Raw genomic sequence first — 13,837 nt, forward strand, 5'->3', positions numbered from 1 at the left:
GTCGGTTTTTTTGTGGGCGCTCATTATTTGATCAGGCGCCAGGTCCACGGGTAACGGTAAGCCGTGCCATTGTTGGCCTTGATCCCGCCAATAATTGTCAGCACCAGCGCCGCAACCACCAGGATCAACATCAGCACAAAGCCGATCACCACGAACCCCAGCACCATGCACACCAGCCAGGCGATCGCCACGGTGATCTGGAAATTCAGCGCTTCCTTGCCCTGATCATCGATAAGCGGGTCCATGTCTTTCTTGATCTGCCACAGGATCAGCGGCCCCAAGAGACTGCCGAAGGGGAATACCAACCCCAGGAACGCCGCGAAGTGACACAGCATCGCCCACTGGCGAACTTCCTTGGACGGTGCCGGAACCGGCAACTGGCTGTCACTCATGGCACTTCTCCTTGAAGCGTGTTCAGTCAGCCAGTGCGGCGTTCTGCAGTTCGAAAATCTCAGTCATGCCCTTCTGGGCCAGGGCCAGCATCGCATTCAGGTCGGCCGGCTGGAATGGCGCGCCTTCAGCGGTGCCCTGCACTTCGATAAAACCACCGGTGCTGGTCATGACCACGTTCAGGTCGGTCTCGGCGGCCGAGTCTTCCAGGTAGTCCAGGTCCAGCACAGGCTCGCCCTGGTACATGCCCACCGATACGGCAGCGATCATCTGCTTGAGCGGATCGCCGCCTTTCAGGCCGCCACGCTTCTTGATCACTTTCAGCGCATCGACCAGAGCGACCATGGCGCCGGTGATGGACGCAGTACGAGTACCGCCGTCGGCCTGGATCACGTCGCAATCGACGTACAGGGTCACGTCGCCCAGCTTGGACATGTCCAACGCTGCACGCAGGGAGCGACCGATCAGGCGCTGGATCTCCAGGGTACGACCGCCTTGCTTGCCACGACTGGCCTCACGCTGGTTACGCTCGCCGGTGGCGCGCGGCAGCATGCCGTATTCGGCGGTCAACCAACCCTGGCCCTGGCCCTTGAGGAAACGTGGCACGCCGTTTTCGACACTGACGGTGCAGATCACCTTGGTATCGCCAAACTCGACCAGTACGGATCCCTCGGCGTGTTTGGTGTAGTTGCGGGTGATGCGGATCGAGCGGAGCTGATCGGCAACGCGACCACTTGGACGTTTCATAGGGGATACCTGTACGAAGGACGAAAAACTGCCGAGCATTATAGAGCCGCGAGCCGATTCGGGGCACTTCTTAAAATCTGGTTACGAATGCTCGGCTTGTGATGCGATGTCAGCACCCGCGTTTGGGGCCTATCGCACCACTGCGCTACACTCCTGCGCCTTCGCAGCCAGTCGGCTCCAATTTATCCATCAGCCCGCTTTCGCGGGACTGCAACGCGAGGTACCTCCATGGTGCACAGCATGACCGCCTTCGCCCGCGTCGAAAAAGCCGGCGCCCAAGGCACCCTGAGCTGGGAACTGCGCTCGGTCAACAGCCGCTACCTGGAACCGCACCTGCGCCTGCCGGAATCGTTCCGCGACCTCGAAGGCGCCGTACGTGAAGCCCTGCGCCAAGGCATCTCTCGCGGCAAGCTGGAATGCACCCTGCGCTTTACCGAGGAAACCACCGGCAAGCCACTGCAGGTCGACCGCGACCGCGCCGCGCAACTGGTCGCGGCCGCCGAGACTATCGCCAGCCTGATCCAGCAGCCCGCGGCGCTGAACCCCCTGGAAGTGCTGGCCTGGCCCGGCGTGCTGGTGGCCGATGCCGTCGACCCGCAAGCCCTCAACGCCGAAGCCCTCGCCCTGTTCACCCAGGGCTTGAAGGAGCTCAAGGCCGGCCGCGAGCGCGAAGGCGCCGAACTGGCCCGCCTGATCAACGAGCGCCTGACCTCGATCGAGGAGGATGTGGTCACCCTGCGCGAGCTGGTGCCACAAATGCTGGCGACCCAGCGCCAGAAGGTCCTCGATCGCTTCGCCGACATGAAAGCCGACCTTGACCCGGTGCGCCTGGAGCAGGAAATGGTCCTGCTGGCGCAAAAAAGTGACGTCGCCGAAGAACTCGACCGCCTCAGCACCCACATCCTCGAAGTGCGCCGCGTGCTCAAGTCAGGCGGTGCCGCCGGTCGGCGCCTGGACTTCCTGATGCAGGAACTCAACCGCGAAGCCAATACACTGGGCTCCAAGGCTTTCGATCCGCGCAGTACCACCGCTGCGGTCAACCTCAAAGTGTTGATCGAGCAGATGCGCGAACAAGTACAGAATATTGAGTAAGGCAACCTCCATGACCCATAGCACCGGCACCCTTTACATCATTTCCGCCCCTTCGGGCGCAGGCAAGAGCAGCCTGGTCAAGGCTCTGACCGACACCAACGATCAGATCCGCATCTCGGTCTCGCACACCACCCGCGCCATGCGCCCGGGTGAGGTGAACGGCGTGCACTATCACTTCGTCGAGCGCACCGAGTTCGTCAAGATGATCGAGCATGGCGACTTCCTCGAGCGCGCCGAAGTGTTCGGCAACCTCTACGGCACCTCGCAAAGCCACCTGCAGCAAACCCTGGACGAAGGCCACGACCTGATCCTGGAAATCGACTGGCAGGGCGCCGAGCAAGTGCGCCAACTGATGCCCAAGGCGCGCTCGATCTTCATCCTGCCGCCATCTTTGGAAGCGTTGCACCAGCGCTTGACCAACCGTGGCCAGGACAGCGACGCGATCATCGAAGGCCGCATGCGGGAAGCCGTCAGCGAAATGAGCCACTACGTCGACTATGACTACCTGATCATCAACGACGATTTTGCTCACGCGCTGGACGACTTGAAGGCGATTTTCCGTGCCAATCAGCTCCAGCAAAAACGCCAACAGCAGCGTTTCGGCAAATTACTGGCCGAACTGCTCGGTTGATTGGCTCTTCCCAAAACTGCTGCAGGGGCCTTACATTGGCACTTGTAGCGGTTTTGCGAGGGCCTGCGAAAAATCAGCGCTTCCCTAAACGCTGGTGATTTTTTAAACTGTTTAGTCCGCTCGCCCAGCCGGGCAGCGCGCATCTTGCATTCGCTCCGAGGAATACCATGGCCCGCGTAACCGTTGAAGACTGCCTAGAACACGTGGATAACCGCTTTGAGCTGGTCATGCTCTCTACCAAGCGTGCCCGTCAACTGGCCACTGGCGGCAAAGAGCCCCTGGTCCAGTGGGAAAACGACAAGCCTACCGTTGTAGCCCTGCGTGAAATCGCTGAAGGCCTGATGAGCTACGAGTTCATCGCCAACGCTGAGATCGTTGAAGACGAACCGCTGTTTGCAGCGTTCGAGGACGAGTCCAACGAGGCCGTCTAAGCCTATGCCTGGTCGACGTAGCACGGCGCGGGGTCACAGCCAACGGCAGGAGTTCACACTTTGCCGAGCATAGACGCCCTCGCCGATCGCTTATCGGCCTACCTCGGCCCCGACCAGGTCAACCTGGTCCGCCGAGCGTATTTCTACGCCGAACAAGCCCACGACGGCCAACGCCGCCGGAGTGGCGAGGCGTATGTCACCCATCCTCTTGCGGTGGCAAATATTCTTGCCGACATGCACATGGACCATCAGAGCCTGATGGCCGCCATGCTGCATGACGTGATCGAAGACACCGGTATTGCCAAGGAAGCGCTCAGTGCGCAATTTGGCGAAACCGTGGCCGAACTGGTCGATGGGGTCAGCAAACTGACCCAGATGAACTTCGAGACCAAAGCCGAAGCCCAGGCGGAAAACTTCCAGAAGATGGCCATGGCCATGGCCCGGGATATCCGGGTGATCCTGGTCAAGCTGGCCGACCGGCTGCACAACATGCGCACGCTGGAAGTGCTGTCCGGCGAAAAACGCCGGCGCATCGCCAAGGAAACCCTGGAAATCTACGCGCCCATCGCCAACCGGCTGGGCATGCACGCCATTCGCATCGAATTCGAAGACCTCGGCTTCAAGGCCATGCACCCGATGCGTTCGGCGCGCATCTACCAGGCGGTCAAGCGTGCCCGGGGCAACCGCAAGGAAATCGTCAACAAGATCGAAGAATCCCTGAGCCATTGCCTGGCGATCGACGAGATCGAGGGCGAGGTCAGCGGCAGGCAGAAACACATCTACGGCATCTACAAGAAGATGCGCGGCAAGCGCCGGGCGTTCAACGAGATCATGGACGTGTACGCGTTCCGCATCATCGTGGACAAGGTCGATACCTGCTACCGCGTGCTGGGCGCTGTACATAATTTGTACAAGCCCCTGCCGGGCCGCTTCAAGGACTACATCGCGATTCCCAAGGCCAACGGCTATCAGTCGCTGCATACCACGCTGTTTGGTATGCACGGGGTGCCGATCGAGATCCAGATCCGCACCCGGGAAATGGAAGAAATGGCCAACAACGGCATCGCCGCCCATTGGCTGTACAAGTCCAGTGGCGACGAGCAGCCAAAAGGCACCCATGCCCGCGCGCGCCAGTGGGTAAAAGGCGTGCTGGAAATGCAGCAACGTGCCGGCAACTCCCTGGAATTCATTGAAAGCGTGAAGATCGACCTGTTCCCGGACGAGGTCTATGTGTTCACGCCCAAGGGCCGGATCATGGAGCTGCCCAAAGGCTCCACGGCCGTCGACTTCGCCTACGCGGTGCACACCGACGTCGGCAACAGCTGCATCGCCTGCCGCATCAACCGTCGCCTGGCCCCGCTGTCGGAACCGCTGCAAAGCGGCTCCACCGTGGAAATCGTCAGCGCGCCGGGCGCACGGCCAAACCCCGCGTGGCTCAACTTCGTGGTCACTGGCAAGGCGCGCACCCATATTCGCCATGCGCTGAAACTGCAGCGCCGCTCCGAGTCCATCAGCCTGGGCGAACGCCTGCTGAACAAGGTGCTCAATGGTTTCGACAGCGCCCTGGACAAGATCCCGGGTGAGCGTGTTCAAGCGATGCTCCACGAGTACCGCCAGGAAACCATCGAAGACCTGCTGGAAGATATCGGCCTGGGCAACCGCATGGCCTACGTAGTAGCCCGCCGCCTGCTCGGCGAAGGCGAACAGTTGCCGAGCCCGGAGGGTCCGCTGGCGATTCGCGGCACCGAGGGCCTGGTGCTCAGTTATGCCAAGTGTTGCACACCGATCCCGGGCGACCCGATTGTCGGCCACCTGTCGGCGGGCAAAGGCATGGTCGTGCACCTGGACAACTGCCGCAACATCAGCGAAATCCGCCACAACCCGGAAAAATGCATCCAGCTCTCCTGGGCCAAGGATGTCACCGGCGAGTTCAACGTCGAGCTTCGCGTGGAGCTTGAGCACCAGCGTGGCCTGATCGCCCTGCTGGCCAGCAGCGTCAATGCGGCCGACGGCAATATCGAGAAAATCAGCATGGACGAACGCGATGGCCGCATCAGCGTGGTCCAACTGGTGGTCAGCGTGCACGACCGCGTACACCTGGCCCGCGTGATCAAGAAACTGCGCGCCTTGACCGGCGTGATCCGCATCACCCGCATGCGTGCATAGCCCACCTCTTACAAGGAGTCATTCATGACCAAGACTGTTATCACCAGCGATAAAGCCCCGGCCGCCATCGGCACTTACTCCCAGGCGATCAAGGCGGGCAACACCGTCTACATGTCCGGCCAAATCCCGCTGGACCCAAAGACCATGGAACTGGTTGAAGGCTTCGAAGCCCAGACCGTACAGGTCTTCGAAAACCTCAAGTCCGTCGCAGAAGCCGCGGGCGGTTCGTTCAAGGACATCGTCAAGCTGAACATCTTCCTCACCGACCTGAGCCACTTCGCCAAGGTCAACGAGATCATGGGCAAGTACTTCGAACAGCCCTACCCTGCTCGCGCCGCCATTGGCGTCGCAGCGCTGCCAAAAGGCGCGCAGGTTGAGATGGACGCGATCCTGGTCATCGAGTAAAACACCCGGCGCAGCCTCAACCAGGCTGCGCCGACTTCGTTTCAGAAGGATTTCATGATGCGCAAAGCGCTTGTAGCCTCCTCGTTGCTCGCCCTGTTGCTCGGCGGCTGTGCCAGCAATCCCGCCGACCTGGATGTGAGCGGCACCTGGATCAACCAGGTCGCCATCGATGCGGCAGCCAAGGGCGGCCCTTTGCGTGAAGCATTGCAAAGCTATGGTCCGAACCTCGAATGGGAGGTCAACACCAAGGCTTCGCAAGCGCGCTACTACAACGGTTTTGAAGTTGCCGAAGGCAAGTTGCTCGGCGAGCAATCCGGCGCCTGGAGCGTGGACTTCTACGGCAGCACCGCCACCGAACTCAAGCGCAAAAACAAACAACTGCTGCAAACGGCCAACGACAACGAGCCCGAACAGCTGTTCGCCCGCGCCAAAGACCCCGCACCGGAAGGCGCGCCACTGGGCGCCAACTTCGAACGGGCGCTGTACGCGGCCTATATGGGTGGCGACTGGAAGATCACCGACGGCTTCGGAAACGGCGCCACGGTACAGTTCCAGGCTGACGGCAAGGTCGCCGGCCTGCCTGGCGTCGATCGCTACTCACTGTGCCTGGCGGGCGATTGCGCCTCCATGAGCGGCGGCTATGACAGCATCTGGCTGCAACTCAACGGCCAGGGCAACCCCTGGATCTTCGTGCGCAAGGGCAAACAACTGGAAATCTTCCAGGCCGTCAACACCGCACAGACGGATGAAGTGCCCTCGTTTACACCGGGGCCACGGCAGTGGTTGCTCGAGAAACCGTGATACACAACAAAGGAGCCTACCGGCTCCTTTTTCTTTAGCCTGCGCCATTGTTTTCACGCATAAGCGGATGGCCTCATGCACAAGTTACTCGCGCTCAGCCTCAGCCCGTTCCTGCTGGCCGGTTGCTCGCACACGCCGCAATCTGCCGACATCAGCGGACTGTGGATCAACCAGGCCGCTATTGATACCGCCGCCCAAGGCCGTCCATTACTCAAAGTACTGGACGCCAATGGCCTGAATCTGGAATGGAACATCGACGCCCGTGGCGGCAAAGCGTTATTCAGCAATGCATTCGAAGCCGGCGAAGGTCAGCTGCGGTCAAAGGCACCAGGCGTATGGGTTGTCGACTATGACGGCCATGGCACCGACGAACTGCACTGGGATGGCAACCAGCTTATCCAGAAGGCCAAAGCATTTTTTGCCGGCCAAGTGTTCCGGCGCCCGGCCCAGCCAGCCCCCGAGGGTGCAAGGTGGGGTACAACGTTCAGACAGGCACTGAATTCAGCCTACATGGGCGGGAAGTGGAAAATCATTGAAGGCCAAGGCGTCGGCAACAGCGTGGTGTTCAATGCTGATGGCAGCCTGTCCGGGCTGGCACAAAATGACCGGTACGAGCTCTGTCTGGGCGGCGATTGCGCCACTCAAGGCGCTGGCAATGACACGCTCTCTCTCGGCAAGGGCGATGTCGCAGACGTATGGATTTTTGTCCGTCACGGCAAGCGGATGGAAATTTTGAACGCGATCAATCATGCCCAACCGGACGAAATTCCCCAACTCGCTCCAGGCCCACGCCAATGGCTGCTGGAACAACAGTGACGAAAAAAGAGCCCTTGTTCGGGTAATGCCAGCCAGTAAGGAGGAACACCGCAACTGTGGCAAACGGGCTTGTTGTGGGCTTGTTGTGGCGAGCGGGCTTGCCCCGCGTTGGGCTGCGAAGCGGCCCCAAAAAACAGCCCCGGAGCTGCCTGGCACACTGCAGCGCTCTTATTGGGGCTGCTGCGCAGCCCAACGCGGGGCAAGCCCGCTCGCCACAGGTTACTTCTTAACTGACTGGCATTCGCCCTTGGGCTCGTCTGTCAGCGCTGACCTTCCAGAATCGCCGCATACCCCTCGCGATAGGTCGGATAGACCGGCGCCCAGCCCAGCGCCTTGGCCCGCGCATTACTGCATTGCTTGCTGCCCGCGCGGCGCACACTGGCGTCGTCGGCCCATTCGGTCACGCCCAAATAGTCGCGCAACCAACCGACCACCTCCGCCAATGGCGCCGGCGCATCGTCAACACCGATGTAAATCTTCTCCAACGAGCCGCCCTGCTCCACATGCCGCAGCAAAAAGGCCAGCAGGCCCGCCGCGTCATCGACATGAATCCGGTTGCCATATAAAGGCGGATCGATCGCCACGCGATAACCCTGGCGCACCTGGGTCAGCAGCCATTCACGGCCCGGGCCATAGATCCCCGTCAACCGCACGACGCTCGCCGGGATACCACTGTTCAGCGCCACTTGCTCAGCTTCCAGCATCACCTGCCCGGAATAGCCTTTCGCCTGGGTCTCGGAGGTTTCATCGACCCACTCGCCATTCTGCTGCCCATACACACTGCTGCTGGATACAAACAACAGATGCTTGGGCTCCTGGCCGTAATCCTTCAGCCACTCCAGTACGTGCTGCAACCCTTGCACATAAGCGGCGCGATAACCGGCCTCGTCGTGATCCGTCGCGGCGGCGCAATACACCAGGTAATCCACCCCGCCGATTGGCCAGGTGTCAGGGCAATCCTTGTTGAACAGGTCACCGGCAATGCCAATCACGCCATCGGGCAGGCGCGAAATATCACGCCGCAGGCCATGAACCTCCCATTCCGAGGCGAGCAGTTGGCTGGCCAGCCGACTCCCCACATCGCCACATCCGGCAATCACAACAGAAGGCGCAGACATCACAAAACTCCGAACTGAAAGGTCTAGATTAGCCGTCTCCGTAGACCGGCGGCCAGAAAAAGGGCAAATAAAGTTACTGTATTACTTTTGTTAACAAGAATTACTTGCAATAATAACCGCCCATTTGTCCTCGACCTCGCTCGGTCTGGAAGGACGATCACTCATTTTTTCTCTCAGGTCCGGCCAGCATGACACGTCATACAAACCCCGCTTCGCCAACCAAGCCTCACAGCCCATCCCGCGCCTGGCGTGCGATTGCTGCGTTGCTGTTCAGCGTACTGCTGGCACCGACCGCCGCATTCGCTGATGCCACGGCGCCGGCCACCCCGCCTGCCGCCGAACAGAACGCCGCCCCTGCGGCTGCACCTGCCGCGACCGATCCGGCAGTGCCAGCCGCTGCCGACGAGTCCGGCGTAGTACTGGAAGAAGACAACACCCTGGGCATGGCCCACGACCTGTCCCCATGGGGCATGTACCAGAATGCTGACGTGGTGGTGAAAGCCGTGATGATCGGCCTGGCCATTGCCTCAATCATTACCTGGACCATCTGGATCGCCAAGGGCTTCGAGCTGCTGGGCGCCAAGCGTCGTCTGCGCACCGAGATCGTCCACCTGAAAAAAGCCACCACCCTCAAGGAAGCCAGTGAAAGCGCGACCCAAAAGGGCACCCTGGCCAATACCCTGGTGCACGACGCGCTGGAAGAAATGCGCCTGTCGGCCAACACCCGCGAAAAAGAAGGTATCAAAGAGCGCGTAGCTTTCCGCCTGGAGCGTTTGGTCGCAGCCTGCGGTCGTAACATGAGCAGCGGCACCGGCGTGCTGGCTACCATCGGTTCCACTGCGCCGTTCGTCGGCCTGTTCGGTACCGTGTGGGGCATCATGAACAGCTTCATCGGCATCGCCAAAACCCAGACCACCAACCTTGCCGTCGTTGCCCCCGGCATCGCCGAGGCCCTGCTGGCTACAGCCCTGGGCCTGGTTGCCGCGATTCCTGCGGTGGTGATCTACAACGTCTTCGCCCGTTCGATTGCCGGCTACAAGGCCCAGGTATCGGACGCGTCGGCAGAAGTCCTGCTGCTGGTGAGCCGCGACCTCGACCACCTGCCTACCGAGCGCAGCTCGCAACCGCACATGGTGAAAGTGGGGTAATCGGCCATGGGCCTGCATTTGAATCAAGGCGACGACGAACTCGTCGAGAACCACGAAATCAACGTCACGCCATTCATCGACGTGATGCTGGTGTTGCTGATCATCTTCATGGTGGCGGCACCCCTGGCCACCGTGGACATCAAGGTCGACCTGCCCGCCTCCAGCGCCAAGCCGGCGCCGCGGCCGGAGAAGCCGATCTTCCTCAGCGTCAAGGCGGACCAGCGCCTGTTCCTGGGCGAAGAAGAAGTCAAAGCCGAAACCCTGGGGCCAGTGCTCGATGCCAAGACCCAAGGCAAAAAGGACACGACGATCTTCTTCCAGGCTGATAAAGGCGTGGACTACGGCGACCTGATGAGCGTGATGGATGCCCTGCGGGCGGCCGGCTATCTGAAGGTGGGCCTGGTCGGACTTGAGACGGCAGCCAAGAAATGATCACGACGCGCCACAAACTGACGCGTTATGGCACCAGCCTCGCCGTCGTGCTGGGCGTGCACGCCATCGCGATTGCCATTGCACTCCACTGGTCGGCACCGCGCCCGGTCCTGCTGCCACCGGCAGCCATGGTCATTGACCTGGCACCCGCGCCAGCGCCACCACCGCCAGCGCCGCCGAAAGTGGTGACGCCGCCGCAACCGCCTGCCCCGGTGGAAGAGTTGCCGCTGCCAAAACTGGCCGAGGCGCCCAAGCCGACGATCCAGGTGCCCAAGCCGGTCAAGCCCAAGCCCAAACCCCAGCCGCCCAAGCCGGTGGAGAAGAAGCCCGAGCCACCCAAGGAAAAACCTTCCGAGGACCCACCGAGCGAATCGCCACAGACCAACGCTCCGGCGGAAAAATCGGCCCAGCCGGTCCCTGGCCCATCGCCGCAACAGGTGGCCGCCAAGGCGTCCTGGGAAGGCACCCTGCTGGCGCACTTGCAGAAGTACAAGAAGTACCCGCCGGGCGCCCAGGCCCGAGGCAAGGAAGGCCTGAACCGCTTGCGCTTCGTGGTGGATGCCGAGGGCAACGTGCTGTCCTATGAGCTGGTGGGCCGCTCCGGCAACGCCGACCTGGACCGTGCGACCCTGGACATGATCCGTCGTGCCCAACCACTGCCCAAGCCACCGGCCGACATGTTGAAAGGCGGCAGCATCGAGATCGTTGCGCCGTTCGTTTACAACATCGAAAAACGTCGCCGGTAATCCTCACCGTGGGCACTCTAGGGTGCCCACGGCTGCTGCTCCCTCCCCCCCGCATTGCTGCAACCTGAACCAGGGTTGAACAGCCTGCGACCTATCTCCATCTTCACTTGTAACATTTAAATACAAAGCCAATTATCCGCGAATCGTTCTCATTAGCGGACATTCGGCATGCCCACTCTTGCCCGGCTGGCTCTCCTCCTGCTGGCTTTTCCCGTCGTTGCGCAGGCGGATCAACTGGTCACCCTGGTCATTCAAAACCACACCTTCAGCCCCTCAAGTTTCGAGGTGCCGGCCGGTGAGCGCTTTCGCATTCAACTCACCAGCCACGACGAAAGCGTCGATGAGTTCGAAAGCTATGACATGAAATTCGAAAAAATCATCGTCCCCGGCAACACCGTGACGGTGTTCGCCGGCCCGCTGCATCCCGGCACTTACACCTTCTTCGATGACTACCACCCCGACCAGGCCAAAGGCACGGTCACTGCCGTCGAGGCCAAGGAGTAAGCCATGCTGGCCTGTCTGTTGATCGTGTTTCGAGAAGTGCTGGAAGCCGGGATTGTGGTGGGGATCGTGATGGCCGCCACCCAGGGCCTGGCGCGGCGCGGGCTGTTTATCGGCGGCGGGATCGCAGCCGGCGTACTGGGTGCCGGGATCCTCGCACTCTTTACCGGCGCAATCACCCAGGCACTCCAGGGCTTTGGCCAGGAGATTTTCAACGCAGCCATTCTGGTGGTCGCCGTGGTCATGCTGGGCTGGCACAACCTGTGGATGGCCAGCCATGGTCGCGAGTTGGCCACCCAACTGCGCAGCGCCGGCAATGCGGTACTCAACGGCGAAAAATCACTCTGGGCGCTGGCCGTGGTGATCACCGTGGCGGTGCTGCGCGAAGGCTCGGAAATCGTGCTGTTCCTCTATGGCATCGCCGCGTCGAGCCAGGCAGCCCCACTGTCGATGCTGGCCGGTGGCGTGCTCGGCATCGCCGCCGGCGCCGCGCTGTCCTGGCTGATGTACCGCGGCCTGGTCGCCATCAGCCTCAAGCGTCTGTTTTCGATTACCGGTTGGATGATCGCCTTGCTCGCCGCCGGCATGGCGGGGCGGGCGGCCGCGATCCTCGCCGGTATCGACCTGATCCCCGCCTGGGGCTACCAACTCTGGGACACGTCCTGGCTGGTCTCCGACGCCAGCCTCACCGGCCGCGCCCTGACCGCGCTGGTGGGCTACACCGACCGGCCGCTGGGCGTCCAACTGGTCGCCTGGTCCGTCACCCTTGCGCTCCTGGTGCTGGGTAACCGCTTGCTGCATTCACGCCCGACGCAATCACGTTAACTGCCTCAAGGAGCCACGCCATGAAACACCTGCGCAACCCCTTGGCCACCGCACTGGTACTTGTCAGCGCCCTGGCCGCTTCAACCCTGACCCAAGCCCGCGAGTACCCGATTGGCGGGCCCGTCCAGGTCAACGACATGGAAATCGCCTCCTCCTACCTGGTGGGCATCGAAATGGCCCCCATGCCACCGGGCATGGTGATGAGCAAGGATTCGGTGCACCTTGAGACGGATGTGCATGCCACCGCCGACAACAAGTACGGCCTGTCCAATGGCGAGTGGGTGCCCTACCTGACCATCACCTACTCGCTGGTCAAGCAGGGTTCGCCCGACTACAAGGAAATCGGCACGCTGCTGCCGATGGTGGCCAAAGACGGCGCCCACTACGCCAACAACGTGAAAATGGACGGCCCCGGCACCTACACTGTGGTACTGCGCTACGAAAGCCCGCAGATCAAAGGTTTCTTCCACCACGTGGACAAGGAAACCGGCGTACCGGAATGGTGGGGGCCGTTCACCAAAACCTTCACCTTCAAATACCCGCAAAGCTGAAAGCATGAACGCGACACCTGATTACCAGGTGTCGTAAACCCCATCCTCTCTGATAACGTGCGTCTATCGATTGCAGCCGGTATGCTTGGCTTGCAACCTCATGGACGCCCGCTATGACTCTTACAGAATTACGCTACATCGTGACCCTCGCCCAAGAACAACACTTCGGCCACGCGGCCGAGCGTTGCCACGTCAGCCAGCCGACGCTATCGGTGGGCGTGAAGAAGCTTGAAGACGAACTCGGTGTGCTGATTTTCGAGCGCAGCAAAAGCGCCGTGCGCCTGACCCCGGTGGGTGAAGGCATTGTTGCCCAGGCCCAGAAGGTCCTGGAACAAGCGCAAAGCATTCGCGAACTGGCCCAGGCCGGCAAGAACCAGCTGACCGCACCGCTGAAAGTCGGCGCCATCTACACCGTCGGCCCCTACCTGTTCCCGCACTTGATTCCGCAACTGCACCGCGTCGCGCCGCAGATGCCGCTGTATATCGAAGAAAACTTCACCCACGTGCTACGCGACAAACTGCGCAACGGCGAGCTGGACGCGATCATCATTGCCCTGCCGTTCAACGAGGCGGACGTGCTCACCCTGCCGCTCTACGACGAGCCGTTCTACGTATTGATGCCGGCCTCGCACCCGTGGACGCAAAAAGACACCATCGACGCGGCCCTGCTCAACGACAAGAGCCTGCTGCTGCTCGGTGAGGGCCACTGCTTCCGCGACCAAGTGCTGGAAGCCTGCCCGACCCTGACCAAGGGCAACGACGGCGCCAAGCACACCACGGTGGAATCCAGCTCCCTGGAAACCATTCGCCACATGGTCGCTTCCGGCCTCGGCATCTCGATCCTGCCGCTGTCGGCGGTGGACAGCCATCACTACGCCCCCGGCGTGATCGAAGTGCGCCCACTCACGCCACCGGTGCCGTTCCGCACCGTGGCAATCGCCTGGCGCGCCAGTTTCCCGCGGCCCAAAGCCATCGAGATCCTCGCTGACTCGATCCGCCTGTGCTCGGTGGCCAAGCCGCCTGCCGCGAGCTAAGCA

The 13,837-nt window shown here is 61.4% G+C and carries 17 protein-coding genes; 14 read left to right on the plus strand and 3 right to left on the minus strand.

Going from position 1 to position 13,837, the window contains the following annotated elements; all coding sequences use genetic code 11:
- Positions 1-23: 23 nt before the first annotated feature.
- Complete coding sequence (locus tag AB7933_RS00140) at positions 24-392, minus strand: DUF4870 domain-containing protein (protein ID WP_024078100.1); 369 nt, start codon at positions 390-392, stop codon at positions 24-26.
- A gap of 22 nt (positions 393-414) precedes the next feature.
- On the minus strand, positions 415-1,137 hold the full coding sequence (gene rph, locus AB7933_RS00145) for a ribonuclease PH (RefSeq protein ID WP_024078101.1): 723 nt from the start codon (positions 1,135-1,137) through the stop codon (positions 415-417).
- A gap of 228 nt (positions 1,138-1,365) precedes the next feature.
- Here rph and AB7933_RS00150 point away from each other — a divergent pair, with 228 nt between their 5' ends.
- The 7 genes from AB7933_RS00150 to AB7933_RS00180 all read left to right on the plus strand — a co-directional run bounded on the left by AB7933_RS00150 (position 1,366) and on the right by AB7933_RS00180 (position 7,479).
- Positions 1,366-2,229 (plus strand): YicC/YloC family endoribonuclease, encoded by an 864-nt coding sequence (locus AB7933_RS00150; protein ID WP_024078102.1) that lies wholly within the window; start codon positions 1,366-1,368, stop codon positions 2,227-2,229.
- 10 nt (positions 2,230-2,239) lie between these two features.
- Positions 2,240-2,860 (plus strand): guanylate kinase, encoded by a 621-nt coding sequence (gene gmk, locus AB7933_RS00155; protein ID WP_024078103.1) that lies wholly within the window; start codon positions 2,240-2,242, stop codon positions 2,858-2,860.
- Positions 2,861-3,027: 167 nt separating this feature from the next.
- Positions 3,028-3,291, plus strand: coding sequence for a DNA-directed RNA polymerase subunit omega (rpoZ, locus tag AB7933_RS00160; RefSeq protein WP_003176920.1), 264 nt, complete (start codon positions 3,028-3,030; stop codon positions 3,289-3,291).
- Between the two features lie 60 nt (positions 3,292-3,351).
- Positions 3,352-5,457 carry a bifunctional GTP diphosphokinase/guanosine-3',5'-bis pyrophosphate 3'-pyrophosphohydrolase gene (gene spoT, locus AB7933_RS00165; RefSeq protein WP_024078104.1) on the plus strand — a complete coding sequence of 702 codons (2,106 nt, stop codon included), beginning with the start codon at positions 3,352-3,354 and terminating at the stop codon, positions 5,455-5,457.
- Positions 5,458-5,481: 24 nt separating this feature from the next.
- On the plus strand, positions 5,482-5,862 hold the full coding sequence (locus AB7933_RS00170) for a RidA family protein (protein WP_003176922.1): 381 nt from the start codon (positions 5,482-5,484) through the stop codon (positions 5,860-5,862).
- Positions 5,863-5,919: 57 nt separating this feature from the next.
- Positions 5,920-6,663 carry a hypothetical protein gene (locus AB7933_RS00175; protein WP_024078105.1) on the plus strand — a complete coding sequence of 248 codons (744 nt, stop codon included), beginning with the start codon at positions 5,920-5,922 and terminating at the stop codon, positions 6,661-6,663.
- Positions 6,664-6,738: 75 nt separating this feature from the next.
- The gene (locus AB7933_RS00180; RefSeq protein ID WP_024078106.1) at positions 6,739-7,479 is read left to right on the plus strand and encodes a hypothetical protein; all 741 of its coding nucleotides are present in this window, start codon (positions 6,739-6,741) and stop codon (positions 7,477-7,479) included.
- Positions 7,480-7,739: 260 nt separating this feature from the next.
- Here AB7933_RS00180 and AB7933_RS00185 read toward each other — a convergent pair whose 3' ends face one another.
- Entirely contained in the window at positions 7,740-8,597 is an 858-nt protein-coding gene (locus AB7933_RS00185) for an SDR family oxidoreductase (RefSeq protein ID WP_024078107.1), read from the minus strand.
- Between the two features lie 188 nt (positions 8,598-8,785).
- On the opposite strand from AB7933_RS00185, the gene exbB reads away from it, so the two are divergent.
- The 7 genes from exbB to AB7933_RS00220 all read left to right on the plus strand — a co-directional run bounded on the left by exbB (position 8,786) and on the right by AB7933_RS00220 (position 13,834).
- Positions 8,786-9,745 carry a tonB-system energizer ExbB gene (exbB, locus tag AB7933_RS00190; RefSeq protein ID WP_024078108.1) on the plus strand — a complete coding sequence of 320 codons (960 nt, stop codon included), beginning with the start codon at positions 8,786-8,788 and terminating at the stop codon, positions 9,743-9,745.
- 6 nt (positions 9,746-9,751) lie between these two features.
- Positions 9,752-10,177, plus strand: a complete 426-nt coding sequence (gene exbD / locus AB7933_RS00195; protein WP_003195519.1) for a TonB system transport protein ExbD — start codon at positions 9,752-9,754, stop codon at positions 10,175-10,177.
- Positions 10,174-10,923, plus strand: coding sequence for a TonB family protein (locus AB7933_RS00200; RefSeq protein WP_024078109.1), 750 nt, complete (start codon positions 10,174-10,176; stop codon positions 10,921-10,923). The genes exbD and AB7933_RS00200 overlap by 4 nt, the downstream gene beginning before the upstream one ends.
- Before the next feature lie 168 nt (positions 10,924-11,091).
- Positions 11,092-11,427, plus strand: a complete 336-nt coding sequence (locus tag AB7933_RS00205) for a cupredoxin domain-containing protein (protein WP_024078110.1) — start codon at positions 11,092-11,094, stop codon at positions 11,425-11,427.
- Positions 11,428-11,430: 3 nt separating this feature from the next.
- On the plus strand, positions 11,431-12,249 hold the full coding sequence (locus AB7933_RS00210; RefSeq protein ID WP_024078111.1) for an FTR1 family iron permease: 819 nt from the start codon (positions 11,431-11,433) through the stop codon (positions 12,247-12,249).
- A 20-nt stretch (positions 12,250-12,269) separates the two neighbouring features.
- Positions 12,270-12,800: an iron transporter gene (locus AB7933_RS00215; protein ID WP_024078112.1), complete on the plus strand. Its 531-nt coding sequence runs from the start codon at positions 12,270-12,272 to the stop codon at positions 12,798-12,800.
- Between the two features lie 113 nt (positions 12,801-12,913).
- The gene (locus AB7933_RS00220; protein ID WP_024078113.1) at positions 12,914-13,834 is read left to right on the plus strand and encodes a hydrogen peroxide-inducible genes activator; all 921 of its coding nucleotides are present in this window, start codon (positions 12,914-12,916) and stop codon (positions 13,832-13,834) included.
- The last annotated feature ends 3 nt before the right edge of the window (positions 13,835-13,837 follow it).

Origin of the sequence: Pseudomonas gorinensis (assembly GCF_042015035.1) — a bacterium.
Taxonomy (GTDB): Bacteria; Pseudomonadota; Gammaproteobacteria; order Pseudomonadales; family Pseudomonadaceae; genus Aquipseudomonas; species Aquipseudomonas gorinensis.

Bases quoted from the DNA above. Each gene is read 5' to 3' on its own strand.
- AB7933_RS00170 (WP_003176922.1), top strand. From the start codon at position 5,482: ATGACCAAGACTGTTATCACCAGCGATAAAGCCCCGGCCGCCATCGGC.
- rpoZ (WP_003176920.1), top strand. From the start codon at position 3,028: ATGGCCCGCGTAACCGTTGAAGACTGCCTAGAACACGTGGATAACCGC.
- AB7933_RS00140 (WP_024078100.1), bottom strand. From the start codon at position 392: ATGAGTGACAGCCAGTTGCCGGTTCCGGCACCGTCCAAGGAAGTTCGC.
- AB7933_RS00180 (WP_024078106.1), top strand. From the start codon at position 6,739: ATGCACAAGTTACTCGCGCTCAGCCTCAGCCCGTTCCTGCTGGCCGGT.
- AB7933_RS00205 (WP_024078110.1), top strand. From the start codon at position 11,092: ATGCCCACTCTTGCCCGGCTGGCTCTCCTCCTGCTGGCTTTTCCCGTC.
- AB7933_RS00185 (WP_024078107.1), bottom strand. From the start codon at position 8,597: ATGTCTGCGCCTTCTGTTGTGATTGCCGGATGTGGCGATGTGGGGAGT.
- AB7933_RS00220 (WP_024078113.1), top strand. From the start codon at position 12,914: ATGACTCTTACAGAATTACGCTACATCGTGACCCTCGCCCAAGAACAA.
- rph (WP_024078101.1), bottom strand. From the start codon at position 1,137: ATGAAACGTCCAAGTGGTCGCGTTGCCGATCAGCTCCGCTCGATCCGC.
- AB7933_RS00215 (WP_024078112.1), top strand. From the start codon at position 12,270: ATGAAACACCTGCGCAACCCCTTGGCCACCGCACTGGTACTTGTCAGC.
- exbB (WP_024078108.1), top strand. From the start codon at position 8,786: ATGACACGTCATACAAACCCCGCTTCGCCAACCAAGCCTCACAGCCCA.
- exbD (WP_003195519.1), top strand. From the start codon at position 9,752: ATGGGCCTGCATTTGAATCAAGGCGACGACGAACTCGTCGAGAACCAC.
- AB7933_RS00175 (WP_024078105.1), top strand. From the start codon at position 5,920: ATGCGCAAAGCGCTTGTAGCCTCCTCGTTGCTCGCCCTGTTGCTCGGC.
- gmk (WP_024078103.1), top strand. From the start codon at position 2,240: ATGACCCATAGCACCGGCACCCTTTACATCATTTCCGCCCCTTCGGGC.
- AB7933_RS00210 (WP_024078111.1), top strand. From the start codon at position 11,431: ATGCTGGCCTGTCTGTTGATCGTGTTTCGAGAAGTGCTGGAAGCCGGG.
- AB7933_RS00150 (WP_024078102.1), top strand. From the start codon at position 1,366: ATGGTGCACAGCATGACCGCCTTCGCCCGCGTCGAAAAAGCCGGCGCC.
- AB7933_RS00200 (WP_024078109.1), top strand. From the start codon at position 10,174: ATGATCACGACGCGCCACAAACTGACGCGTTATGGCACCAGCCTCGCC.